The sequence below is a fragment of the Pseudomonas sp. GL_139_B genome, assembly GCF_057834475.1.
The window spans coordinates 1,873,401-1,896,064 of record NZ_CM174403.1; the positions used below are offsets into that span (position 1 = coordinate 1,873,401).

Annotated in this window: 20 protein-coding genes; 9 read left to right on the forward strand and 11 right to left on the reverse strand. The window is 59.9% G+C overall.

Features of this window, described 5'->3' with window-relative positions:
- Window positions 1-40: 40 nt before the first annotated feature.
- Both AC3ISI_RS08590 and AC3ISI_RS08595 read right to left on the reverse strand, forming a co-directional pair.
- Window positions 41-580: a PaaI family thioesterase gene (locus AC3ISI_RS08590; protein ID WP_489336404.1), complete on the reverse strand. Its 540-nt coding sequence runs from the start codon at window positions 578-580 to the stop codon at window positions 41-43.
- Between the two features lie 96 nt (window positions 581-676).
- Entirely contained in the window at window positions 677-1,582 is a 906-nt protein-coding gene (locus AC3ISI_RS08595) for a LysR substrate-binding domain-containing protein (RefSeq protein WP_489336405.1), read from the reverse strand.
- 107 nt (window positions 1,583-1,689) lie between these two features.
- Between AC3ISI_RS08595 and AC3ISI_RS08600 the strand changes: the two genes are divergently transcribed.
- From AC3ISI_RS08600 to AC3ISI_RS08620, 5 genes are all read left to right on the forward strand, one after another.
- Window positions 1,690-2,556, forward strand: a complete 867-nt coding sequence (locus tag AC3ISI_RS08600; RefSeq protein WP_489336406.1) for a pirin family protein — start codon at window positions 1,690-1,692, stop codon at window positions 2,554-2,556.
- A 93-nt stretch (window positions 2,557-2,649) separates the two neighbouring features.
- On the forward strand, window positions 2,650-3,333 hold the full coding sequence (locus AC3ISI_RS08605; RefSeq protein WP_489336407.1) for an isochorismatase family protein: 684 nt from the start codon (window positions 2,650-2,652) through the stop codon (window positions 3,331-3,333).
- 56 nt (window positions 3,334-3,389) lie between these two features.
- Entirely contained in the window at window positions 3,390-4,016 is a 627-nt protein-coding gene (gene ycaC, locus AC3ISI_RS08610; RefSeq protein WP_489336409.1) for an isochorismate family cysteine hydrolase YcaC, read from the forward strand.
- 189 nt (window positions 4,017-4,205) lie between these two features.
- On the forward strand, window positions 4,206-5,648 hold the full coding sequence (locus AC3ISI_RS08615) for a mechanosensitive ion channel domain-containing protein (RefSeq protein WP_489336410.1): 1,443 nt from the start codon (window positions 4,206-4,208) through the stop codon (window positions 5,646-5,648).
- 161 nt (window positions 5,649-5,809) lie between these two features.
- Window positions 5,810-6,250, forward strand: a complete 441-nt coding sequence (locus AC3ISI_RS08620; protein ID WP_489336412.1) for a carboxymuconolactone decarboxylase family protein — start codon at window positions 5,810-5,812, stop codon at window positions 6,248-6,250.
- Here the strand turns inward: AC3ISI_RS08620 and AC3ISI_RS08625 are convergent, their stop codons facing one another.
- From AC3ISI_RS08625 to AC3ISI_RS08640, 4 genes are all read right to left on the reverse strand, one after another.
- On the reverse strand, window positions 6,251-7,843 hold the full coding sequence (locus AC3ISI_RS08625; protein ID WP_489336414.1) for a DHA2 family efflux MFS transporter permease subunit: 1,593 nt from the start codon (window positions 7,841-7,843) through the stop codon (window positions 6,251-6,253).
- Window positions 7,840-8,961, reverse strand: a complete 1,122-nt coding sequence (locus AC3ISI_RS08630) for an HlyD family secretion protein (RefSeq protein WP_489336416.1) — start codon at window positions 8,959-8,961, stop codon at window positions 7,840-7,842. Before AC3ISI_RS08630 ends, AC3ISI_RS08625 begins: the two co-directional genes overlap by 4 nt.
- Window positions 8,962-9,224: 263 nt before the next feature.
- Window positions 9,225-10,157, reverse strand: coding sequence for a choline ABC transporter substrate-binding protein (locus tag AC3ISI_RS08635; RefSeq protein ID WP_489336418.1), 933 nt, complete (start codon window positions 10,155-10,157; stop codon window positions 9,225-9,227).
- A gap of 25 nt (window positions 10,158-10,182) precedes the next feature.
- Window positions 10,183-11,649: an aldehyde dehydrogenase family protein gene (locus AC3ISI_RS08640; RefSeq protein WP_489336420.1), complete on the reverse strand. Its 1,467-nt coding sequence runs from the start codon at window positions 11,647-11,649 to the stop codon at window positions 10,183-10,185.
- A gap of 203 nt (window positions 11,650-11,852) precedes the next feature.
- On the opposite strand from AC3ISI_RS08640, the gene AC3ISI_RS08645 reads away from it, so the two are divergent.
- Complete coding sequence (locus tag AC3ISI_RS08645) at window positions 11,853-12,581, forward strand: class II aldolase and adducin N-terminal domain-containing protein (protein ID WP_489336422.1); 729 nt, start codon at window positions 11,853-11,855, stop codon at window positions 12,579-12,581.
- Window positions 12,582-12,583: 2 nt separating this feature from the next.
- Here AC3ISI_RS08645 and AC3ISI_RS08650 read toward each other — a convergent pair whose 3' ends face one another.
- The 5 genes from AC3ISI_RS08650 to AC3ISI_RS08670 all read right to left on the reverse strand — a co-directional run bounded on the left by AC3ISI_RS08650 (window position 12,584) and on the right by AC3ISI_RS08670 (window position 18,786).
- Window positions 12,584-13,657, reverse strand: coding sequence for a GlxA family transcriptional regulator (locus tag AC3ISI_RS08650; protein WP_489336424.1), 1,074 nt, complete (start codon window positions 13,655-13,657; stop codon window positions 12,584-12,586).
- Window positions 13,658-13,679: 22 nt separating this feature from the next.
- The gene (locus tag AC3ISI_RS08655) at window positions 13,680-15,341 is read right to left on the reverse strand and encodes a choline dehydrogenase (RefSeq protein ID WP_489336426.1); all 1,662 of its coding nucleotides are present in this window, start codon (window positions 15,339-15,341) and stop codon (window positions 13,680-13,682) included.
- 151 nt (window positions 15,342-15,492) lie between these two features.
- A complete protein-coding gene (locus AC3ISI_RS08660) occupies window positions 15,493-16,662 on the reverse strand; it encodes an aromatic ring-hydroxylating oxygenase subunit alpha (RefSeq protein ID WP_489336428.1) in 1,170 nt (389 codons plus the stop codon).
- Between the two features lie 163 nt (window positions 16,663-16,825).
- Window positions 16,826-18,007: an acetyl-CoA C-acyltransferase family protein gene (locus tag AC3ISI_RS08665; protein WP_150778139.1), complete on the reverse strand. Its 1,182-nt coding sequence runs from the start codon at window positions 18,005-18,007 to the stop codon at window positions 16,826-16,828.
- The gene (locus tag AC3ISI_RS08670) at window positions 18,007-18,786 is read right to left on the reverse strand and encodes an enoyl-CoA hydratase-related protein (RefSeq protein WP_489336430.1); all 780 of its coding nucleotides are present in this window, start codon (window positions 18,784-18,786) and stop codon (window positions 18,007-18,009) included. Before AC3ISI_RS08670 ends, AC3ISI_RS08665 begins: the two co-directional genes overlap by 1 nt.
- Window positions 18,787-19,014: 228 nt before the next feature.
- Here AC3ISI_RS08670 and AC3ISI_RS08675 point away from each other — a divergent pair, with 228 nt between their 5' ends.
- The 3 genes from AC3ISI_RS08675 to AC3ISI_RS08685 all read left to right on the forward strand — a co-directional run bounded on the left by AC3ISI_RS08675 (window position 19,015) and on the right by AC3ISI_RS08685 (window position 22,578).
- Window positions 19,015-20,121, forward strand: a complete 1,107-nt coding sequence (locus tag AC3ISI_RS08675) for a polyamine ABC transporter substrate-binding protein (RefSeq protein ID WP_489336431.1) — start codon at window positions 19,015-19,017, stop codon at window positions 20,119-20,121.
- Window positions 20,122-20,275: 154 nt separating this feature from the next.
- The gene (locus AC3ISI_RS08680) at window positions 20,276-21,694 is read left to right on the forward strand and encodes an aminotransferase (RefSeq protein ID WP_489336433.1); all 1,419 of its coding nucleotides are present in this window, start codon (window positions 20,276-20,278) and stop codon (window positions 21,692-21,694) included.
- The gene (locus AC3ISI_RS08685) at window positions 21,691-22,578 is read left to right on the forward strand and encodes a helix-turn-helix transcriptional regulator (RefSeq protein WP_489336435.1); all 888 of its coding nucleotides are present in this window, start codon (window positions 21,691-21,693) and stop codon (window positions 22,576-22,578) included. The genes AC3ISI_RS08680 and AC3ISI_RS08685 overlap by 4 nt, the downstream gene beginning before the upstream one ends.
- Window positions 22,579-22,664: the final 86 nt, after the last annotated feature.

Consider the following 22,664-nt stretch of genomic DNA (forward strand, 5'->3'; position numbering starts at 1 on the left):
CAGGACTGCCCAGCCGCTCTCCACGACTCAGTCCCAAGCCTTACCCGCGAGCCTCAAGAATCATGCAAGTCGTCGACCCTGTCGCATACAACCGCCCATCCACATCATAAATCCGCCCCTCGGCCAGTGCGGTCGAACGTCCCAGGTGAATGATCTTGCCTTCGGCGCGCACCGGCCCGCTGGCACCCGTCAGTGCACGCACATAGCTGATGCGCAGATCCAGCGTCGTATAGCCCTGACCCTTCTTCAGCTGTGTATGAACCGCACAGCCCATGCATGAGTCCAGCAAGGTCGCTGCATAGCCGCCATGCACGCTGCCCAACGGGTTGTAATGCCGTGCGTCCGGGGTGCCCTGAAAGATAAACAGCCCGGCTGACCATTCGATGGGGATGAAATCCATCAGCGCGCCAATTGGCGGCGACGGCAGCTCACCGTTGCCGATGCCTTCGAAGAATTCGGCGGGCGACAGCGCACTGACGTCGGCCATGGACAAGCTACCAGGGCCGGCAAGGCGGGCGCGCATGGCGTGTTCCTGGGCGATCCACTGAGCGAGCGTGGCTTCGCGGGTGGGGCTTTGCATAGACATGTCCTCGTGCGGAAAGAATATTATGACTGTAATTCATGTCGATATTATGTCCGAAATAAAAACTCCGCCAGCGCCGTGTGTCGCGTGACATCAAGCGATGTCAGCGTGGTTGAACTCCTCTCCTAGAAAGTCGATCAATGTGCGCACCGACGGCAGCAGTCCTCGGCGAGAGGGAAAGATTGCATGAATGATTCCGCATTTCGGTGCCCAACCCGGCACCAGGTTGACCAACCGACCGGCCGCCATGTCATCACGCACCACTACGCTCGGCAGGTGCGCAATGCCAATACCCGCAACCACTGCGTGACGCAACGCGAGCAAATCATCCGTGACCATGCGTGGCGTATGTCGAATCAGTGCGCTGGCGCCTTCGGCACCGAACAATTCCCACTGATATTCACGCTGGGCCGCCCCCCAATGCAGGCTCGGCAAACCGCTCAGGTTGGCGGGGGAGACGGGGGACGACAGGCGCTCGGCCCAGGCCGGGCTGCCCACCACGCACTGGGTGCTGTTGCCTAGAACCTTCATCACCATGTCGGTGTTTTCCAATGGCGGAAAGCGCACGCGCAGGGCGATGTCGAACCCTTCGTGGATCAGGTCGACCCGGCGATTGGTGCTCTCGATAAATAATTCCACCAGCGGGTACTTGAGCATGTAGCGCGTCAGCATGGGCCCGACCCAGGAGTTGAGCAGCGCCGTCGGGCAACTGATGCGCACCAGGCCTTGAGGCTCGGAGCGATTGCGCTCGATCAGTTCGGCGGCACTTTCTGCTTCTACGCGCATGGCCAGGCAACGCTGGTAGTAGGCCTGGCCGATTTCCGTCAACGAACAATGGCGACTGGTGCGATGCAGCAGGCGGACACCGAGGCGTTCTTCAAGCTCGGCGATGCGTCGGCTGAGCTTCGATTTAGGCATGTCCAACGCCCGACCAGCCGGGGCGAAACCGCCGTGTTCCACCACTTGAGTGAAGTAGTAAAGGGTGTTGAGGTCTTCCATTATCGTTCCCCAAATAGAACGCAAAGGCTGTTTTTTGCAGTCTAGCGCACCAAATGTTCGGGTTTTAAGCTTTGTCCATGGCTTCACTCACCTCATCAGGAGACACCATGAAAAACATCATCGGTATCTACACCAGTCCACGCCCCCATTGGGTCGGCGACGGTTTTCCGGTTCGTACGCTGTTTTCCTATGACACCCTGGGCAAGCACATCAGCCCATTCCTGCTGCTGGATCATGCCGCTCCTGCCGAATTCGCCGCGACTACCGAACGACGTGGCGTTGGTCAGCATCCGCACCGTGGTTTTGAAACCGTGACTATCGTTTATAAGGGTGAACTGGAACACCGTGACTCCACCGGCAGCGGCGGCACGATCGGCCCTGGCGATGTGCAGTGGATGACTGCTGCTTCCGGGATCCTGCATGAGGAGTTTCACTCCGAAGGTTTCGCCAAATCCGGCGGCACTCTGGAAATGGTGCAGCTATGGGTCAACCTGCCGGCCAAGGACAAAATGGCCGACGCCGGTTACCAGACGATCCTCGATGGCGATATCCCGAACATCCCGCTCAAGAACCAGACCGGCAGCCTGCGCTTGATCGCCGGTGAGTTCGACGGCCACACCGGTCCGGCGCGCACCTTCACACCGATTGACGTCTGGGACCTGCGTCTCAAGGGCGGCAAATTGCTGACTCTGGACCTGCACGAAGGTCGCAACACGGCATTGGTTGTGTTGCACGGCACGGTTCAGGTCAATGGTCAGGAGCCGGTGCGCGAAGGTCAGTTGGCCTTGTTCGAACGCGACGGCGATCAGTTGACCCTTGAAGCCAGCCAGGACGCGGTGGTGCTGTTGCTCAGCGGGGAGCCGATCGACGAGCCGATTGTCGGTCACGGCCCGTTCGTGATGAACACTGAGCAAGAGATTCACCAGGCCTTCGCCGACTTCCAGTCCGGTCGCTTCGGCCGGATGCACGGTTAGCCCGTAACAGGTCAACAACCCGCTCTGCACAGGACGCGTAGGCCGGTTCGCAGGCCAGGGATGGCTATTGCCTGAAAGAAAGAGGAAACGCACATGAATACCGTCAATGCGGCCAACTTCAATGGCCAAAAACCGACCATCGATCCCAACGACAGCGCCATGCTGTTGATCGACCACCAGAGCGGGCTGTTCCAGATTGTCAAGGACATGGACGTGCCACAACTACGCGCCAACGCGATTGCCCTGGCCAAAGCCGCGACCTTGCTGAACATGCCGGTTATTACCACCGCTTCCGTCCCGCAAGGGCCGAATGGACCGTTGATTCCGGAGATCCACGAAGCCGCTCCGCATGCCCGATACGTGGCACGCAAAGGCGAAATCAATGCCTGGGACAACGCCGAGTTTCACGCGGCAGTAAAAGCCACCGGCAAGAAAACGCTGGTCATCGCCGGCACGCTGACCAGCGTTTGCCTCGCGTTTCCGTCCATCGCGGCGGTGCATGAGGGCTACAAAGTGTTTGCGGTGGTCGACGCCTCCGGCAACCACTCAAAACTGGCTACTGATCTGACCATCGCCCGTTTGGCACAGGCCGGAGTCGTGCCGATCGACATCATGGCCACGCTCTCTGAACTGCAAGGCTCGTGGAACCGTCCGGATGCCGAGCAGTGGGCCGCGGTCTACGCCCAGGCCATGCCGCATTATCAATTGTTGATCGAAAGCTACCTCAAGGCTCAGCAAGTGGCGAATGAACACGAAGTGCTGGACTCCCAGCGCTAAACGACTCCCCCACGCCGATATCCACTCGGCATCGACAACACGCGAGGACTACTGCAATGACAACTTCCTACAAACGTCTCGACAAGGACAACGCTGCGGTTTTGATGGTTGATCACCAGGCGGGTCTGCTGTCTCTGGTGCGCGACATCGAACCGGACCGTTTCAAGAACAATGTGCTGGCCCTGGCCGACCTGGCCAAGTATTTCAAGTTGCCAACCATCCTCACCACCAGTTTCGAAAACGGCCCCAACGGTCCGCTGATGCCTGAGCTTAAAGCGCTGTTTCCGGATGCGCCTTACATCGCCCGCCCTGGCCAGATCAATGCCTGGGACAACGAAGACTTCGTCAAGGCAATCAAGGCGACCGGCAAGAAACAGCTGATCATCGCTGGCGTAGTGACGGAAGTTTGCGTGGCGTTCCCGGCACTCTCGGCGCTGGCCGAAGGCTTCGAGGTGTTCGTGGTGACTGACGCTTCCGGCACCTTCAACGAGCTGACCCGACAATCGGCCTGGGACCGCATGTCAGCCTCCGGCGCGCAGTTGATGACATGGTTCGGCCTCGCTTGTGAATTGCATCGCGACTGGCGCAACGATGTGGAAGGGCTGGGCACCTTGTTCTCCAACCACATCCCGGACTATCGCAACCTGATGACCAGCTACAACACCCTGACCAATAGCAAATAACGGCTGACACCTTAGATCCCCTTTGGGAGCGAGCTTGCTCGCGATAGCGGTATAACAGACACCTATTCAGTGACTATCACACCGCTATCACGAGCAGGCTCGCTCCCACATTTGTTTTGCATGAAACCCTCCTACACTGTGCCCAATGTGTGAGATCTTCGCGCCATTGGCCTTCGCTGGAGTTGCTCGATGCAATCTTTTTTCACCGATCATCCGTTGGTCTGCGCACTGGTCCTGATCTTGATCGATCTGGGTCTGTGGCGTTTGATCAGCGCTAATGGCAGCAACTGGAAATTGCTGGTCAGGCTGGTGATTTTCTCGTTGTTCAGCGTCCTGCTGTTCAACGAAGGCTTGAACCCGCTGGAGGTTGCCCCTTGGGCCGACAACGTGCCGTTGCACCTGGCAGCCACCGGTTTGCAGATTGCGTGGTGGCTGTTCGGCGCGCGGACCCTGACGGTGCTGATCGGCTCGGTGATGATGCAGCGGGTCGGGCACACCGGGCGTTTGCTCCAGGATCTGCTCGGTGCGGTGATCTTCCTGATCGCGATTATCGCGGCGCTGGCGTACGTGCTCGATCTGCCCGTCAAAGGCGTGCTGGCAACCTCCGGCGCCGTTGCGATCATCGTCGGCCTGGCCTTGCAAAGTACTCTTAGCGACGTGTTCTCCGGGATTGTCCTCAACACCACCAAACCGTATCTAGTGGATGACTGGATCTCGATAGACGGCACCGAAGGCCGGGTCACCGACATCGATTGGCGCGCCACGCGCCTGCAAACCGCCCAAGGCAGCATGGCGGTGATTCCCAACTCGCTGGCGGCCAAGGCCAAGATCATCAACTTCAGTCGGCCGAGCGACATTTTTGGCGTATCAATCAGCCTGCAACTGAGTCCCCACGCGCGTCCGCAAACGGTAATCGACGCGCTGGAACGAGCGATGCAGGGCTGTCGTTATTTTTTGAGTCATCCGGCACCGTGCGTTGCCCTCAAAGGCTCCAGCGTCACTGGCGTGGAATACGAAATCAGTGGTTTCGTGGTCTCGATGGATCAGAAACGCATGGTGCGCAATCTGCTGTATGACCTGGCCTACCGGCATTTGCAGGCGTCGGGTATCAACCTGTTGTCGAGCGTTGAGCCCAATGCGCCGGCGAACCCGTCGCGGGCACGCGCTTTGCTGGACAGCTCGAGCATTTTTTCGACCCTGCGCCAGGATGAGAAAGAAACTTTCAGCCAGCACATGACCCTGCAAAACTTTCGTGCCAGGGACGTGATTCTTCCGGCGGGGGAGGTCAGCGATCATTTGTTCATCATCGAATCCGGAGTGGTTTCGGTGGAGATGAGCCGTGGCGGGGTCAAGTTCGAGCCGGGACGCATGGGGCCGGGCGAGGTGATCGGCGAGGGCGGGATTTTACTGGATGCCGCGATGCCGGCAGACTTCATCGCGAAAACTGCCTGCAGCTTGTACCGGATCGAGAAGGACTACCTCAAGCCCTGCCTGGATGCGCGGCATGACATTGGCGAGTCGATGAAGGCGCTGCTGGATTTCCGCTTGAACAAAGCGCAGACGCTGACTCAGGAAGTGCCGAAGGCTGTGGTGAGGAAGGGTTTTTTGCAATGGTTGCGTAACAGGGCTTAGTGATCGGCGGAGGATGGCCGCTGCTCCCGATGGCCATTTCAGACCCGGCTGATTTCTCATTGGTCTCCAATGGCCTCCTCGACTTCTGGAATATTGGCTATTTGTCCAAAGGGCAGGCGGGGCTAACTTAGCTCCACCCCTACTTGCTATCGGAGCCCACCATGAAACCTCGTATCGATTTCTACACCGCTTCCCCGGATGCGCTCAAAGCCATGATCGCCCTGGAAACCGCTGTTTCGAAGCTGCCGCTGGAAAAGACCCTGATCGAACTGGTCAAGCTGCGCACTTCGCAAATCAATGGCTGCGCCTTCTGCCTCGACATGCACAGCGCCGATGCCCGCAAGGGCGGTGAAGAGGAGCGTCGTCTGTACACGCTGTCGGCCTGGCGTGAAACGCCATTCTTCACTCCGCGTGAACGCGCAGCACTGGCCTGGACCGAATCCTTGACGCTGGTGAGCCAGACCCACGCGCCTGATGAGGACTACGAGCTGGCAACGTCCGAGTTCAGCCCGAAGGAAATGGTCGACCTGACCGTGGCCATTACCACGATCAATGCCTGGAACCGTCTGGCCATTGGTTTCCGCAAAATGCCTCAAGCCTGATCAGTGAGCATCCGCTGACGGCGCGGCCGGTGGTTGCACCTTGCGCATCAAGGGCACCATCGCCGTGGCGATGATGAAGCAGACCATGATCATTAAAAACGCGTCGCCATAGGTTTGTGTCTGGGCTTCGCGGTAGGTCAACAGCCATAGCTGGTGCAGGCTGGCGGTGATGCCAGTGTCACCGCTGTGGCCGAGGGCAGTGAAGTTGTTGCCGACCTGGGACAGCCACTGGTTCAGCGCTTCGTTGGTGCTGTTCAGGTGTTCCGCCAACCTTGTGAAATGCAGGTTGGTGCGGTCGTTGAGGATGGTTGCGCAGGCGGCGATGCCAATGGCGCCTCCCAGGTTACGCATCAGATTGAACAACCCCGACGCATGTTTGAGCCGTGCCGGCGCCAGACCGCCCAAGGTCAAGGTCACGGCTGGCGGCACCGCCAGTTGCTGGGCAATCCCGCGCAATGCTTGCGGCAGCATCAACTCTCTAGCCCCCCAGTCATGGGTGATCGGGCTGAAATCCCACATCGACAACGCGAACAGACCCAGGCCGGTCATCATGATCCAGCGCAAATCGACGCGGTTGGCCAGAAAGGCGTACAGCGGAATCGCCATGATCTGGAACACCCCGGTGGAGAAAACCGCCAGACCAATGTCCAGCGCGCTGTAGCCCCGCACTCGGCCGAGAAACAGCGGCGTCAGGTAAATGGTGGCGAACAAGCCGATCCCGGTGACGAACGAGAAGAAACAGCCGAGCGCGAAGTTGCGGTCTTTCAGGGCGCGCAAATCGACGATCGGATTGGCCACGTGCAAGGTCCGGCCGATGAACGCCAGGCCGGCGAGGCCGCTGATCCATGCAGTGGTGAGAATGGTGCTGTCGCTGAACCAGTTCCAGCGCGGGCCTTCTTCCAGGGTGTATTCCAGGCAGCCGAGAAACAGCGCCATGAACACCATGCTCAGGTAGTCGGCGCCTTTGAGCAGCGACAGTTCTGGCTGATCTATTTTCACCAGCATCGGCACCGCCACGGCGACGAAAATCCCCGGCACCAGATTGATATAGAACAGCCAGTGCCAGGACGAAATGTCGGTAATCCAGCCGCCAATCACTGGCCCCAGCGTCGGTGCCAGCGAAGCCACCGCACCAATGGTTGCAGCCGCGATCACTCGTTGTTTGCCGGTGAAGAAAAAGAACGCCGTGGTGAACACCAGCGGGATCATCGAACCGCCGAGAAAGCCTTGCAACGCGCGGAAGGCGATCATGCTCTGGATGTTCCAGGCCACGCCGCACAACAGGCTGGCCAAGGTAAAACCTACCGCCGAAGCGCAGAACAACCAGCGAGTCGAAAACACCCGCGACAACCAGCCCGAGAGTGGAATCACGATGATTTCGGCGATCAGGTAACTGGTCTGCACCCACGCCGTTTCGTCGGTGCCGGCCGAGAGTCCGCCGCCAATGTCACGCAATGAGGCGGAAACGATCTGAATATCCAGCAGCGCAATGAACATGCCGATGCACATGCTGGCGAAGGCGAACACCTTGGTCGCCGTCGCCATGTCGGCGGCATTGAACGGTTGCGCAGGGACGGCGAGGGTGCGGCTCATGGTGCGCTGGCCACGGCTGGAGTTTCAGCGCTTTTGCGGGTGTCGACTTCAGCCGTCACCGACAGGCCCGGACGCAAGTGACCGAGCACACCGTCGGCCGGATCGAGGATGACGCGTACCGGCACCCGCTGGACAATCTTGGTGAAGTTGCCCGTGGCGTTTTCCGGTGGCAACACGCTGAACTGCGAGCCGCTGGCTGGCGCCAGGCTGCCCAGATGGCCGTGGAATTCCTGCCCCGAAAGCACATCAGCATGAATGACCACGCGTTGCCCCGGAATCATCCGCGCCAGCTGATCTTCCTTGAAGTTGGCATCCACCCACAAACCACTGGACGGCACCACCGACAGCAACTGCGAACCGGCTTGCGCATACGCGCCGACCCGCGCCCGGCGATTGCCGATCACGCCATCCACCGGGGCCTTGAGTTCGGTGTAGCCGACATTCAATTGCGCCAGATCCCGTTCGGCCCGAGCCTGCATCAGCGCGGCGCGGGCTTGCTGTTTCTGGGTTTCGATCACGTTCAGCTGACGTTGGGCGGCCAGCAATTCGGCCTGGGCCCGCGAGCTGATCGCCTGAGCGGTTTTGAACGTAGCATCAGCGCGCTGAGCGCTTTCCACCGAGACCGCATTGGTGCTCACCAGTTTTTTGTAGCGGGCATTGTCATCCCGGGAACGGGCGGTTTCCGCGCCAGCGGCATCGATCCCTGCGCGGGCCTGGCCGATCACCGCGTACTGCAATTGTTCAGTGGCGTCGAGGTTGGCCAACAAGGCTTCTTCGGCGGCGACTGCGCCTTCGGCCTTGGCGAGATTCGCGCGGTAGTCACGAGCGTCCAGGCGAATCAACACATCACCGGCCTTCACTGTCTGGTTGTCGGTGACCAGCACTTCTTCGATGTACCCGGCGACTTTTGGTCCTATTACCGTGACATCGCCGCCGATGTAGGCATCGTCGGTTTCCTCGATGAAACGACCGGCCGTCCACCAGTGAGTCGCATACAACCCGGCGGACCCCAGGGCAGCGATAACCGCCGTCAGCAGGATCAACCGTTTGAGCAGGGGAGGCTTGGGTGTGCTCACCGGGACAGCAAGGTCGGATTCGAGGTTGGTCATGCTGGTCATGGAGATCTACCTGTGGAGACGGCTGTTTATTACGAATGTAATATGACGTAGGTAATATTTTCTGGCAATTGATTTTTGCTGCCGATCGTCAGGTCACCCCAGCGGAAGGAAGAGGGAATCAATTGTTTAAGAAATGTGAGCGCCAGAATGCGCCTTGCATTTGTGTGGGAAGAGGCTTAATGAGGATTTGTGAGGATCCAGCACATGAAAAACAGCGCCTGCCGCTATTGGGCAGGCACTTGTAAGTCAAAAAATAGCAGCTGTTAAGGAGCCAATCGCGCACTGGCAACCTTAACCCCATCCTGCCCATCCCGACTGCTCACCCCTGTCAGCCACGCCTCCAACACCGCCGGATTAGCCTTCAACCATGCCTTTGCCGCCGCCCTTGGTTTCTGGTTCTGATTCAACACCGCGTCCATCAACTGGTTTTCCATGGCCAGTGAGAATTCCATGTTCTGCAGCAGTTTTCCGACGTTGCTGCATTCCTTCAGGTAGTCCTTGCGCACGTTGGTGTAGACCGTGGCCTGGCCGTAGTTCGGGCCGAAGTACTCGTCGCCGCCGCTGAGGTACTTCATCTTGTTGCGGGTGTTCATCGGGTGCGGTTCCCAGCCGAGGAATACCATCCACTCGTTCTTTCGCGTTGAGCGTTTGAGTTGTGAAAGCATCGCCGCTTCGCTGGACTCCACGACTTTGAAATCCTTCAGGCCGAAGGCGTCTTTGTCGATCATGCTCTGGATCAGGCGATTGCCGTCGTTACCCGGTTCGATGCCATAGAGTTGGCCTTTGAGTTTGTCCTTGAATTTGGCGATGTCGGCGAAGTCATGCAGCCCGGCGTCGTAGACGTAGTCGGGCACGGCCAAGGTGTATTTGGCACCGTGCAGGTTGGCGCGCACGGTTTCCACAGTGCCGGCGTCGCGGAAGGGCTTGATGTCGTTTTCTGTGGTGGGCATCCAGTTACCCAGGAACACGTCCAGCTCTTTGCCGGAGGACAGGGCGCGATAGGTCACGGGAATCGACAGCAGGGTGGTTTTGGTTTTGTAGCCGAGCGATTCCAGCACTTCGCTGGCGATGGCGGTGGTGACGCTGATGTCGGTCCAGCCGACATCGGAAAAACGCACCGTGGCGCAGGACTCCGGTTCCGCCGCGTGGGCCAGCAGGGGCAGGGTGATCGATGCAAGCAAGAGCAAGGCTTTCATGGGGGCGACTCCTCGAGGGTAAACGTCAGACACCGAACCAGTTCAGCGGCGCGGGTTCGGTGTTGAGGTAGATGTGCTTGAGCTCGGTGAACTCATCCAGCCCAGCCCGGGACAGTTCGCGCCCGATGCCGCTGGACTTGTAGCCACCCCACGGCGCCTGCGGGAATGCGGCGTTGTAGTCGTTGATCCACAAAGTGCCGACCCGCAGCCGTTTGGCCATGCGGTAAGCCTTGCCGATATCCCGGGTCCAGACGCCGGCTGCCAGGCCATATGGCGTGTCATTGGCCAATTGCAGCGCTTGTGCCTCACCGCTGAAACGCTCGACGGTGATGACCGGGCCGAAGATTTCTTCCCGGGCGATTTGCATCTCGGACGTCACGTTATCGAGCAAAGTCGGGCACAGCCAGAAGCCGCGTTCGAACTGTCCGGGTATCGTGCCGCCGGCCCTCAACCTAGCGCCTTGCTCCACGGCACCGGCAATCATCGTCAGGATCTGATCGCGCTGGTTGGCAGAAATCAGCGGGCCCATTTGCGTCAGCTGATCCAGGCCATCGCCCAGGCGAATCTTCTGGATGCGTTGCTGCAAGGCGTCGACAAAACGCTCGTGAATGCCGTCTTCCACCAGCAATCGGGAACCGGCGGAACAGATCTGCCCTGCATTGAAAAACACGGCGTTGAGTGCTTGGTCCAGCGCCACCTCGAAGTCGGCGTCGGCGAACACGATGTTCGGATTTTTGCCGCCCAACTCCAGCGCCACCCGTTTGAAATTGCCCGAGGCCGCGCGCATCACCTTGCCGCCGGCACCGGCGCCGCCGGTCAGCGAGACCAGGTCTACGTCAGGGCTGGCGGCGAGCAGTTCGCCGACGTCACCGGGACCGCAGAGTAAATTGAACACGCCGTCCGGCAGGCCTGCTTCAACCAATAATTCAGTCAACCGATGCGCCGTCAGCGGCGTCAGGCTGCTGGGTTTGAACACCACGGTGTTGCCAGCGGCCAAGGCCGGGGCGATTTTCCAGACGGCTTGCAGCAACGGATAATTCCATGGCGCGATCAAGGCGCACACGCCCACCGGTTCGCGCTGGTTGAAGCTGATGACATGGGCCGGGGCATGGCTGTTGACGCTGGCACTTTCGGTTTCAAGCAAGGCTGCGTAGTAGCGAAACGTGGCGACTACGTTGCCGATATCGCCGAGGCTTTCGCCCAAGGTCTTGCCGGCGTTAAGGGTTTCCAGACGTGCCAGATTCGAGGCGTCCCGTTCGATCAAGTCGGCGATCCGTTGCATCCATTGCGCCCGCTCCGTCACCGCCATCGTCGACCACGGCCCGCTATCGAACGCTTCCCGTGCGGCGCTGATCGCCCGTTGCGCATCCACGGGGCCGGCGACGGCCACCTGCGCCAGTACATCCTCGGTGGCCGGATTGATCACATCACGGTATCGCGCCGCCTGCGGCGCTTGCCAAACACCGGCTATAAACAACGGAATCTGCTGCATCTGCGTCTCCTGCCCAGTGAGTCGTGGTCGTCACTATGGCGGTGCCGCTGGTGGTGCTCTTGATCAAACGCGGCATAAGCGTGCCGTTTTCCCACTGTTGTGCGTTCGTGTCATAACGGCAACTCGTGTCGCTTCCCGTCAAGTGCGCGCAGCACGTCTCTCTACACTGCCAGCAACCGCTAAACGAGCCGAGAGGGGATGCGATGAATCAAGCTGTCGAGCCACTGAGAATCCGCCTGGCCTGCGCCTTTCGCTGGGCTGCGCGTTTGAACCTGCACGAATCCATCGCCAATCACTTCAGCGTGGCGGTGTCGGGGGACGGTCGCGAGTTTTTGATCAACCCTTACGGCAGGCATTTCTCCACGATCAAGGCCAGCGACCTGCTGCTGGTGAACGCTGACGACCCAGCCAGCCTCGACCGCCCGGATGCGCCGGACATTACCGCCTGGGCCTTGCACAGCGCCTTGCATCGCAACCAGCCGCACGCCCGCTGCATTTTGCACACCCACTCGAAATACGCGACGGCGCTGGCGTGCCTGGCGGATTCACGGTTGCCACCGATTGAGCAAAATTCGATGCGCTTTTTCGAGCGGGTGGCCATCGACGACGGCTTCGACGGCATGGGCCTTGGGGATGAGGCCGAGCGTGTCAGCCATCTGCTGGGGGACAAACCGATTCTGTTGATGGGCAACCATGGCGTGCTGGTCGCGGCGCCAACCATCGCCCAGGCGTTCGATGATCTGTATTACTTCGAACGCGCTTGCGAGACTTACATCACCGCGCTTTCAACCGGCCGAGAGTTGCGCATCGCCAGCGATGAGATTGCGCGAAAAACCTGCCGGCAATGGCTCGACTATCCGGGCTTTGCCGACAAGCATTTCAACGCATTGATGGGGATTCTGGACGCAGAGGAGGCCGAGTATCGCCTGTAAATTCAGTCAGCCTCGACCGGGCGATGCGCCTTGCTTAACGGCTGGCGCATCACCGGCGCGGTCCAGACCTGGCTGCGGTCTTCGCTGGGCGGGCAGCCGAAACGGGCGCGATAGGTGCGTGAGAAATGCTCCAGCGAACCGAACCCGGAACATGCCGCCACTTGCGCCACGCTCAAGCGTGTTTGTTGCAACAGGCTGTGGGCCTTGGCCAGGCGCAACGTGATGTAGTACTTGAGCGGCGACAGGCCAGTCTGATGCTTGAACTGGCGCTCCAGCTGCCGGCGCGAAAGGCCGACCTGGTTGGCAATCGCTTCGCAATCGAGCGGTTCTTCCAAGGCCTTTTCCATCAACTGCACCGCGCGGCGAATCTTGCTGCCCTGCATCCCGGAGTTAGTCAGGCCGCTGTCGAGTTGATTGTCTGCCGGTGCACGCACCTGCCCCATCAGCAGGTGCATGCCGATCTCCCGGGCCAGATCGCTGTCGACGCTTTGCCCGATCCAGCTCAGCAGCATGTCCAGCGTGGTCGTCGCGCCGGCGCAGGTCATGCGCTGACGCTCCAGGGTGTAGAGCTGCGGCTTGGCGAGTACCCGCGGATAACTTTCCTGAAAACCCTGAAGATTGTCCCAGTGCACCGCCGCTTCATAGCCATCGAGCACGCCAGCGGCGGCGAGCAGTTCAGTGCCGGTTTCCACGCCCATCAACACCGCGCCGAACAGCGCCTGTTTGCGCAGCCAGCTCTTGAGCGCCAGGTTGCGGCTGTGTTTGTGTACATCGAAACTGGCGATCACCAGGCACACGTCAAACCCCTGATCGGCGCGCAGGCCGTGGTTCGCCACGGTAATCAAGCCGTTACTGGCCTGCACCGGTTCGCCGTCCAGCGACAATAGCGTCCATTCGAAAATCGGTCGTTGCGTCAGCCAATTGGCGATGGCCAGAGGCTCCAGCACGGCGGCCAGGCCGAAATTGGAAAACGACGGCAACAGCAACACCGCGACCCGCAACGGCGCACGATCGCCTCGCCGCCAAGTGAAACGGGTTTCAGGGGGCATTGTGCTGTCGGACGGCTGATTGCTCATGGGGGATCTCTGGGTTCAAACATCATCGTTGCCGTGTTTGCCATTGCGGATGAATCCACACCGGCGCCTCCATGGGCGGCAGTGGTTGCAGTCCGCGAATCATATCGCTGGCCTTTTCCGCAATCATCACCGTCGGTGCGTTGGTATTGCCGCTGACGATCACCGGCATGATCGACGCGTCCACCACGCGCAGTCCATCGAGACCGTGTACACGCAGTTGCGGATCGACCACCGCTTGCGGGTCGCCGGCCGGGCCCATCTTGCAGGTGCCGCTGGCATGGTAGCCGGTTTCCGTGACCTGTCTGGCCCAAGCGTCCAGCGCTTCGTCACTTTGCGCGGCGGGGCCGGGCACCAGTTCTTCGCCTTTGAACGCGGCCATCGCCGGTTGCCCGATGATCTCGCGCACCAGTCGTGCACCGGCACGCATGTCGGCTCGATCCTGCTCGGTTTTCAGGTAATTGAACAGGATGCGCGGCGGCTGTCGAGGGTCGGCGCTGTTCAGGGTCACGCTGCCCAGGCTGGTGGGGCGCATCAGGTCGATGTGGACCTGAAAGGCGTGCCCCGGCACCAGATCGACGCTGCCGGGTTTGACCGCCAGCGGCATAAAGGTCAGCTGCAAATCGGGGTGTTCGACCCCGGCTCGCGAGCGGATAAACGCGCCGGCCTCGAAATGGTTACTCGCCGCCAGCCCGTCATGGGTGGCGAACCAGCGCGCGCCAATCCACCACTTGCCCGGCGCGGTGGTCCACGGATAAAGCGACACCGGCCGCTTGCACAGGTACTGCACCACCGTGTCGGGGTGATCGTTGAGTCGTTTGCCGACGCCGGGCAGGTCGTGTTTAACGGTGATCCCCAGGTCACGCAATTCAGCCGCCGGGCCGATGCCCGATAACAACAACAGCTGTGGCGAATTGATCGCTCCAGCCGTCAGCACAACTTCTCGCCGGGCGTGGGCGTGATGAGTCTTGCCGCTCTGTTCGTACTCAACTCCGATGGCGCGTTTTCCATCGAACAAAATGCGCAACGCCAGCGCGTCAGTGACCACCCGCACATTGCCGCGCGCCAGAGCCTCACTCAGATAACCCCGCGACGTGCTCCAGCGTCGTCCGTTGCGCGTGGTGCGATCCACCGGCCCGAAGGCCTCCTGACGATAGCCATTCAAATCGTTGCTCAAGCCATACCCGGCCTCGGCGCCCGCTGCGAGAAATGCCGCGCACAACGGCGTTTCGGTATTGCCCGGTGTGACGTGCAGATGCCCCGCCCCCCCTCGGTAATCGTCCGCGCCATCAGCATGGGTTTGCGCCCGTTTGAAGTACGGCAGCACCTGCTGATAGCTCCATCCATCACAGCCTTTTTCGGCCCAACCGTCGTAATCGCGGGCATGGCCGCGGATGTAGACCATGCCGTTGATCGACGACGAACCGCCCAGCGTCCGGCCTCGCGGCGTGCCAATCTGACGACCGTCCAGATACGGTTCCGGCTCGGAGGTATAGCTCCAGTTGTAGCGCGTACCACCGACCACAATGCCGACGGCCGAGGGCATATCGATGGTCCAGCTCTTGTCCGCCGGGCCGGCTTCCAGCAACAGAATCCGCACGCTCGAGTCTTCGCCCAGGCGGTTGGCCAACACGCAGCCCGCAGACCCTGCGCCCACAATCAGGTAGTCAAACGCATGATCGGCCATGGTTCGCTGTACTCCATAAATTAAAGATCACCCCACAATCCCTGTAGGAGCCGAGCTTGCTCGCGATGGCGGTGTATCAGGCAACACATGTGTCAGCTGACACTCCGCCATCGCGAGCAAGCTCGGCTCCTACAGGGGTTGTTGCGTTGGCTCAGGCGGCGGATGGGCCGTGTATGCCGTTGAACACCAGCCGATGAAAGTGATGCACCAAATGCTCGCTTTCATTACTGCGTTGGGCATCGATCATGTAGCGGCCCTGGTCGTAGCCAAGTGAACGCAAGCCCTTTTGCACCGAGATGTTCAACGCGATGTCTTCCGGTCCCAGGTCCTCGTTCATCCATTTCATGCAGGACTCACTGACCGCAGCCGTTTCTGCGTTGTTGGTGTAGTAGCCAAAACGCAGCAGCGAGCGCTCGGCGTCCAGCGGGATCATGATGAACGAGCCCAGAAACTCCGAGAACGGGAAGGTGTAGAAGGTGTTGTTCGGCCACAGGCCGATGTTGAAGAAGCATTCGTCCGGGTTGACGTCGGGTTTCAGCGGCACGCCATAGGCTTCGGTCACCGAGAGGTTGGCCGGGGCGATGTAGGTCCACCAGTTGTCGCGTTTGGTCAACTGATAGCCCTTGAAGTCGATCAACTTGGCGAGGTCGATGTGGCACGGCCCGGACAACTTGAAGTGATAACCCTCGATGGAGTTGTCCATGATCACCTTCCAGTTGGCCGGCACGATCACGTCCTGCTCCTCGATCAGGCGCATGTTGGCGAGGTCTGGAAATACCCGATGCATTTCCTCATCGGCACCCGGGAACAAGTCGCGCAACGACGGTGCCGCCGGGTCGAGGTTGAAGTAAATGAAGCCGCCCATTTCTTCGGTACGGATCTGCGGGATGTTGAACTGCTGCAACTCGAAGTTCTTCATCTTTTCGCAACGCGGTGCGCTGCGCAGGCTGCCGTCCATTTCATAGCACCACGAGTGATAGGCGCAACGCACCACGCCGCCAGTGGTGCCGCGACGCTCTTCGAGCAAGCGGTTGCCACGATGCTGGCAAACGTTATGGAACGCGTGGATCTGCCCCTGACGGTTCTTCGCCACCACCACACTCTGATCGAACAGATCCGTTACCACGTACTGGCCCGGCTCGGCGAATTCACTGACGTGTCCGGCGACGTGCCAGGCGTGCATGAAAATGTTGTCGCGCTCGGCCTTGAACAAGGTCTCGTCGTAGAAATAACGCGAGGGCAGGGTGAAGGCTTCTTCCGGGTCCTGATGATCCCAACCCTCGACGGGGCTTTGCTCTTTGCGGGCTTGGAAGTTTTGCATGGGGGCGATCTCCACAGGGGCTGGCCGCACGGCACGGCAACTGGCTCTGGGAGTTAATTTATGGCGCTAGGAAGGGGCGGGATTGATGAATTGCGACCAGTTGATGAAGGAAATCATCAAGCGGCTGCGATGCCCGGCATTGCACCGGGCATCGCGCTGACACTTAAGCGCGTTCGAAAATCGCCGCAATACCCTGACCACCACCGATGCACATGGTCACCAGCGCATAACGGCCGTTGGTGCGGTGCAGTTCGTGGATCGCTTTGGTGGCGATGATCGCGCCAGTCGCGCCGACCGGGTGACCCAGGGAAATACCCGAACCGTTCGGGTTGACCTTGGCTGGGTCGAGGTCCAGTTCCTGGCTGACTGCACAGGCTTGGGCGGCGAAAGCGATGTTGGCTTCGATCACGTCCATGTCGGCGACGGTCAGGCCGGCACGCTTGAGTGCCAGGCGTGTGGCAGGAATCGGGCCGAGCCCCATCAGTTCCGGTTCAACACCGGCGTGGGCGTAGCTGACCAGACGGGCCATCGGGCGCAGGTTGTTGGCTTGTACGGCAGCGCCGGTGGCCATGACCAGCGCAGCGGCGCCGTCGTTCAGGCCGGATGCGTTGCCGGCAGTCACCGTGCCGTCTTTCTTGAACGCTGGCTTCATGCCCGCCAGTTGTTCCAGGGAGGTGGCGCGAGGATGTTCGTCGACGCTGAACAGCTTGGTTTCCTTGCGATCACGGATTTCCACTGCAGCGATTTGCTCGCTGAAGTAGCCGTTGGCGATGGCGAACGCGGCGCGCTTCTGATCTTCCAGGGCCAGGGCGTCTTGCATCTCGCGGGTGATGCCGTTGCGTGCGGCGACGTTCTCGGCGGTGATGCCCATGTGGATGCCATGGAACGGGTCATGCAGGATGCCCAGCATGTAGTCGATAGCCTGGATATTACCCATGCGCGCACCCCAACGGGCGGCAGGCATCAGGTACGGGCCACTGCTCATGGATTCGGCACCGGCACCGATGGCAATGTCGGCATCGCCCAGCATCAGCGTTTGCGCGGCATTGATGATCGCTTGCAGGCCGGAACCGCAGAGGCGGTTGACGTTGTAGGCCGGGGTCTCTTTCGGGATGCCGGCGTTCATCGCGGCGACCCGGGAGATGTACGCGTCGCGGGTTTCGGTCGGGATTACGCTGCCCATCACCAGATGGCCAACTTGCGCCGGGTCTACGCCGGAGCGTTGCAGGGCGGCCTTGACAGCCGTGGTCGCCAGGTCGACCAGCGGAACGTCTTTGAGCGAACCACCAAAGGTGCCAATGGCGGTACGTGCGGCGCTGACAACAAAAATATCCGGGGTGTTCATTACGGCTTTCCTCTTGGTGAATGCTTTTCTGTACTGCGAATAAGGAGGGCGGTCAACGCTGTTTGCGCTTCAGGTGTCTTGAGGCGCTCGATGAACAACAGGTTTTCCTGACGAATAGTGGCTTTTAACTCCGGCAACACCGCCTGTTTGAGCAACTGCCGGGTCTGACGCACGGAATCCTGCGGCAATGCCAACAGCCGTCGAGCCAAGTGCTGTGCGGCGTCGAGGCATTGTTGCCCGTCGTCGAACAGTTCGTTGGCCAGTCCGCACGCCACCGCCGCTGTGCCGTCGAGGCTGTCGCCCCACAGCAGCAGACGTGCGGCGCGGGCATGGCCAAGCAGGCGCGGCAACAACAGGCTCGCGCCGAACTCCGGGCACAGGCCCAGGTTCACAAACGGCGCGCGCAGCTTGGCGTTTTTCGTGACCAGCACCTGATCACAATGCAGCAGCAGGGTGGTGCCAATGCCGATGGCCGCTCCGCACACGGCGGCGATCAACGGTGTCTGCAAGTGAATGACGACGTTCATCAGGCGAAACGCAGGGCTGTCCAGATGCGTCGGCGGATGCTCGAGAAAATCTGCCAGATCATTGCCGCTGGTGAAACACGTGGTGCCGCCCGTGAGGACTATCACGCCGATACTGGCGTCTTCATCCGCGGCCAGCAGCCGATCAGCCAACTGCGTATACAGGCTGTTATTCAGCGCGTTGAGCTTGTCGGGGCGGTCAAGCGTGAGCGTCAAAACGCCTTCGTTTCGATCTTGTTTGATCAGCTCGCTCATGGAATGCCCCGCTTGTTTTGTCCGGCAGCCACTCTAAGCGCCCGGCCGGCTTGGGAGCTATGACAAAACGAGTCAACGAAACTGCTGCTTTTTGCCATGTTTTGCCGCGGCGCTGGCCGCCAAACGGCTCACACACCCATTCGGGGTATGGTGCCGTTGGCCCAATCGCTCAATAGTGGGGGCAACCGGTCATCCAGAACCGACTTCGCTTGATAAGGTGAATTTGCTATGCGCAAGGCCCTCATGGTGATTTCCAGTCTGTTGCTAGTTCCGCTGACACTGAATGCTCAAGCCGCCACCGACGTGAACGAAAACAATACGCTCCGGTTGTATAACTGGGCGGACTATATCGGCGAAAAAACCCTCGCCGACTTTGAGAAAGCCTCCGGGATCAAGGTGATCTACGACACCTTTGATGCCTACGAAACCGTCCAGGCGAAGTTGCTGACCGGGCACTCCGGTTACGATCTGGTGGTGTTGAATGCCTCCCTTGCGCCGCCTTTGATCAAGGCCAAAGTGTTCCAGCCTCTGGACAAGAAGTTGCTGCCGGGCTGGACCAATCTGGATCCGAAAGTCTTGCAGGACTTGCAGGGTTTTGATGCCGGCACGCTGTATTCAGCGCCTTACACCTGGGGCAGCAACGGCATCACCTACAACGTCGACAAGATCAAGGAACGTATGCCGGACGCGCCGATTGGTTCGCTGGCGATGATCTTCGACCCGAAAATCGTCTCGCGCTTCGCCGACTGCGGCGTCACCCTGGTCGATGCGCCCACTGAAGTGATTCCGCTGGCCTTGAAGTACTTGGGACGGGACCCGCGCAGTGCATCGCCGGAAGACTTGAAAGCCGCGCAGGACTTGTTGCTGTCCGTTCGGCCGTACATCAAGAAGTTCGACTCGGTGAACTATCTGACCAGTCTGCCCAACGGCGATGTCTGCATGGCCATGACCTGGTCCGGCGACTACGCCACCGCCATGGCCCGCGCCGAAGAAGCCAAGTTGAAGATCAAACTGGCCTATTTCATTCCCAAGGAAGGTTCGCTGATCTGGTTCGACAACATGTACATCCCCGCCGACGCGCCGCACGTGGCCAACGCACACAAGTTCCTTGAGTACTTGATGCAGCCACAAGTGATGGCGGACGTCACCGACTACATCCATTACGCCAACAGCAACGCGGCAGCCACGCCATTGCTCAATGCCGATGTGCGCAGCAATCCGGCGATCTACCCCGATGAAGAAACCCGCCAGCGGCTGTTTCCGCAAAAGACTCAGGACGCAAAGGAAATGCGCGCCATCACCCGCGTCTGGAGCACGGTGAAGAGCGGGATCTGAACACTAAACCTGTGGGAGCGAGCCTGCTCGCGAAAGCGGTGTATCAGGCAACAACGATGTCGACTGACACTCCGTCTTCGCGAGCAGGCTCGCTCCCACAGGAGTTGTGTAGTGATCTTTCATTTCGTTTACCCCTTCGGTTTGAGGTTTTTGTATGGCTACTCCAACGTTGAAATCACTGCCGGCCGTTGATGACGCCCAGTTGATCAAGGCTGATAAAGCCCACTACATGCACGGCTACCACGTGTTTGACGAACACGCCGAACAAGGCGCACTCAACATTGTGGCCGGTGAGGGCGCTTATATTTACGACGCTCACGGCAACCGTTTTCTCGATGCGGTGGGCGGCATGTGGTGCACCAACATCGGCTTGGGTCGCGAAGAAATGGCCCTGGCGATTGCCGATCAGGTGCGGCAACTGGCGTATTCGAATCCGTTTTCCGACATGTCCAACAACGTCGCCATTCAATTGTGCGAAAAGCTCGCCAGCCTGGCGCCGGGCGACCTCGATCATGTGTTCCTGACCACTGGCGGCTCCACCGCCGTGGACACCGCGTACCGGCTGATTCAGTACTACCAGAACTGCCGTGGCAAACCGGAGAAGAAGCACGTCATCGCAAGGTTTAACGCGTACCACGGCTCCACCACGCTGACGATGTCGATTGGCAACAAAGCCGCCGACCGTGTGCCGGAATTCGATTACGCCAACGACAAGATTCACCACGTCTCCAACCCGAACCCGTACCGCGCACCGGACGGCATGGACGAGGCGCAGTTTCTCGAGTTCCTGATCAAGGAGTTCGAAGACAAGATCCTGGCCATCGGTGCGGACAAGGTCGCGGGCTTCTTTGCCGAGCCAATCATGGGCTCGGGCGGGGTGATCATTCCGCCCAAGGGCTACTTGAAGCGCATGTGGGAAGTCTGCCAGCGTTACGACATTCTGTTTGTCGCCGATGAAGTGGTGACCTCGTTCGGGCGTCTGGGCAAATTCTTCGCCTCTTATGATCTGTTCGACGTGCAGCCGGACATCATCACCACGGCCAAAGGCCTGACCTCGGCGTATCTACCGCTGGGCGCGTGCATCTTTTCCGACCGTATCTGGAAAGTCATCGCCGAGCCCGGCAAGGGCCGCTGCTTTACCCACGGTTTCACTTACAGCGGCCATCCGGTGTGCTGCACGGCGGCGCTGAAGAACATCGAGATCATCGAACGGGAAAACCTGCTGGAGCATGTCGAGGTGGTCGGCGCCTATCTCGAAGAACGGCTGGCAACCCTCAGCGACTTGCCACTGGTGGGCGATGTGCGCTGCCAGAAGTTCATGGCCTGCGTGGAGTTCGTGGCCGACAAACGCACCAAGGCGTTGTTCGGCGATGAGGTCAACATTGGCGAGATGATTCACTCCCGGGCCCAGGCCCGAGGGTTGCTGGTACGGCCGATCATGCACCTCAACGTGATGTCGCCGCCGCTGATCCTGACCTGCGCCCAGGTCGATGAAATCGTCGAGATCCTGCGGGTGTGCATTCTTGAAGTGGCGGCCGAGCTTGAGAAAAGCGGCCAGTACGTCGGGCAATGAGTTCGGTCAATCGGCGGTTACCCGGCGTCGGTTCTCCCGCTAGACTGCGGGGCATGAGCAAACCCAACGACGATACGCTGATCGCATTGCCCTTCGGGGCCTTGCACAAATGGCACGGCGACATGCGCGAGGCATTCGCCCATGTCGACGCGCCTGATGCGCTGCACTACCTGGCGTCGGCGTTCGGGCATCTGGTGTCCATCGAATCAGTGATGATCAGCCTCGAACACAAGGACCGTGCGCCGCAGTTGCTGTACCAGCGCGGTATACCGGAGGAGTATCGGGACTCGATCATCGACCGCTATTTTTCCGGTGGTTACTTGCTCGACCCGTTTTGCCTGGCGGTGGAGCAGGGGCTGGCCGAAGGGTTTTATCACCTGGAGGAAATCGCCCCGGACAACTTCTTCGACAGCGAGTACTACAAGACTTACTACTTGAAGACCGGGTGTTCGGAGGACAGTTTTTACCTGATCGATACGGGGCATGACAGCCAGGTGTCGGTGAGCCTGTTTCAGGGATTTGGCGGGGAGTGCTTGCGGGCGGAACAGTTGAACCTGTTACGGGCGGTGGAGCCCTTGGTTCGGGAGTTCATCAGCGAGTTCGGCCGTCGTGGGCTGGCGCACAGCGCAGTCATTGGAAGTGACGACCTGAAGCAGCGCGTGCAGTCGGCTTTCGAAAAATTTGGCTGTGACGTGCTGACCGAACGTGAGCGGGAAGTGGCGCACATGGTGCTCAGGGGGCATTCCGTGAAGTTCACGGCCAGCCAGATGAGCATCTCGCCGGAGACGGTGCGCATGCACCGCAAGAATTTGTATTTGAAGCTGGAAGTCGGGTCGCAGTCGGAACTGTTTGCGCTGTTTATCGAGTGGTTGCGCCAGCACTGACCAAAATCTACAACCACCCCCAACACCCTGTGGTAGCGAGCCTGCTCGCGATAGCGGTGTGTCAGGCAACATTTAAGTCGACTGAC

Coding starts and splice junctions, on each gene's coding strand:
- AC3ISI_RS08590 (WP_489336404.1), bottom strand. CDS start 580: ATGCAAAGCCCCACCCGCGAAGCCACGCTCGCTCAGTGGATCGCCCAG.
- AC3ISI_RS08595 (WP_489336405.1), bottom strand. CDS start 1,582: ATGGAAGACCTCAACACCCTTTACTACTTCACTCAAGTGGTGGAACAC.
- AC3ISI_RS08600 (WP_489336406.1), top strand. CDS start 1,690: ATGAAAAACATCATCGGTATCTACACCAGTCCACGCCCCCATTGGGTC.
- AC3ISI_RS08605 (WP_489336407.1), top strand. CDS start 2,650: ATGAATACCGTCAATGCGGCCAACTTCAATGGCCAAAAACCGACCATC.
- ycaC (WP_489336409.1), top strand. CDS start 3,390: ATGACAACTTCCTACAAACGTCTCGACAAGGACAACGCTGCGGTTTTG.
- AC3ISI_RS08615 (WP_489336410.1), top strand. CDS start 4,206: ATGCAATCTTTTTTCACCGATCATCCGTTGGTCTGCGCACTGGTCCTG.
- AC3ISI_RS08620 (WP_489336412.1), top strand. CDS start 5,810: ATGAAACCTCGTATCGATTTCTACACCGCTTCCCCGGATGCGCTCAAA.
- AC3ISI_RS08625 (WP_489336414.1), bottom strand. CDS start 7,843: ATGAGCCGCACCCTCGCCGTCCCTGCGCAACCGTTCAATGCCGCCGAC.
- AC3ISI_RS08630 (WP_489336416.1), bottom strand. CDS start 8,961: ATGACCAGCATGACCAACCTCGAATCCGACCTTGCTGTCCCGGTGAGC.
- AC3ISI_RS08635 (WP_489336418.1), bottom strand. CDS start 10,157: ATGAAAGCCTTGCTCTTGCTTGCATCGATCACCCTGCCCCTGCTGGCC.
- AC3ISI_RS08640 (WP_489336420.1), bottom strand. CDS start 11,649: ATGCAGCAGATTCCGTTGTTTATAGCCGGTGTTTGGCAAGCGCCGCAG.
- AC3ISI_RS08645 (WP_489336422.1), top strand. CDS start 11,853: ATGAATCAAGCTGTCGAGCCACTGAGAATCCGCCTGGCCTGCGCCTTT.
- AC3ISI_RS08650 (WP_489336424.1), bottom strand. CDS start 13,657: ATGAGCAATCAGCCGTCCGACAGCACAATGCCCCCTGAAACCCGTTTC.
- AC3ISI_RS08655 (WP_489336426.1), bottom strand. CDS start 15,341: ATGGCCGATCATGCGTTTGACTACCTGATTGTGGGCGCAGGGTCTGCG.
- AC3ISI_RS08660 (WP_489336428.1), bottom strand. CDS start 16,662: ATGCAAAACTTCCAAGCCCGCAAAGAGCAAAGCCCCGTCGAGGGTTGG.
- AC3ISI_RS08665 (WP_150778139.1), bottom strand. CDS start 18,007: ATGAACACCCCGGATATTTTTGTTGTCAGCGCCGCACGTACCGCCATT.
- AC3ISI_RS08670 (WP_489336430.1), bottom strand. CDS start 18,786: ATGAGCGAGCTGATCAAACAAGATCGAAACGAAGGCGTTTTGACGCTC.
- AC3ISI_RS08675 (WP_489336431.1), top strand. CDS start 19,015: ATGCGCAAGGCCCTCATGGTGATTTCCAGTCTGTTGCTAGTTCCGCTG.
- AC3ISI_RS08680 (WP_489336433.1), top strand. CDS start 20,276: ATGGCTACTCCAACGTTGAAATCACTGCCGGCCGTTGATGACGCCCAG.
- AC3ISI_RS08685 (WP_489336435.1), top strand. CDS start 21,691: ATGAGTTCGGTCAATCGGCGGTTACCCGGCGTCGGTTCTCCCGCTAGA.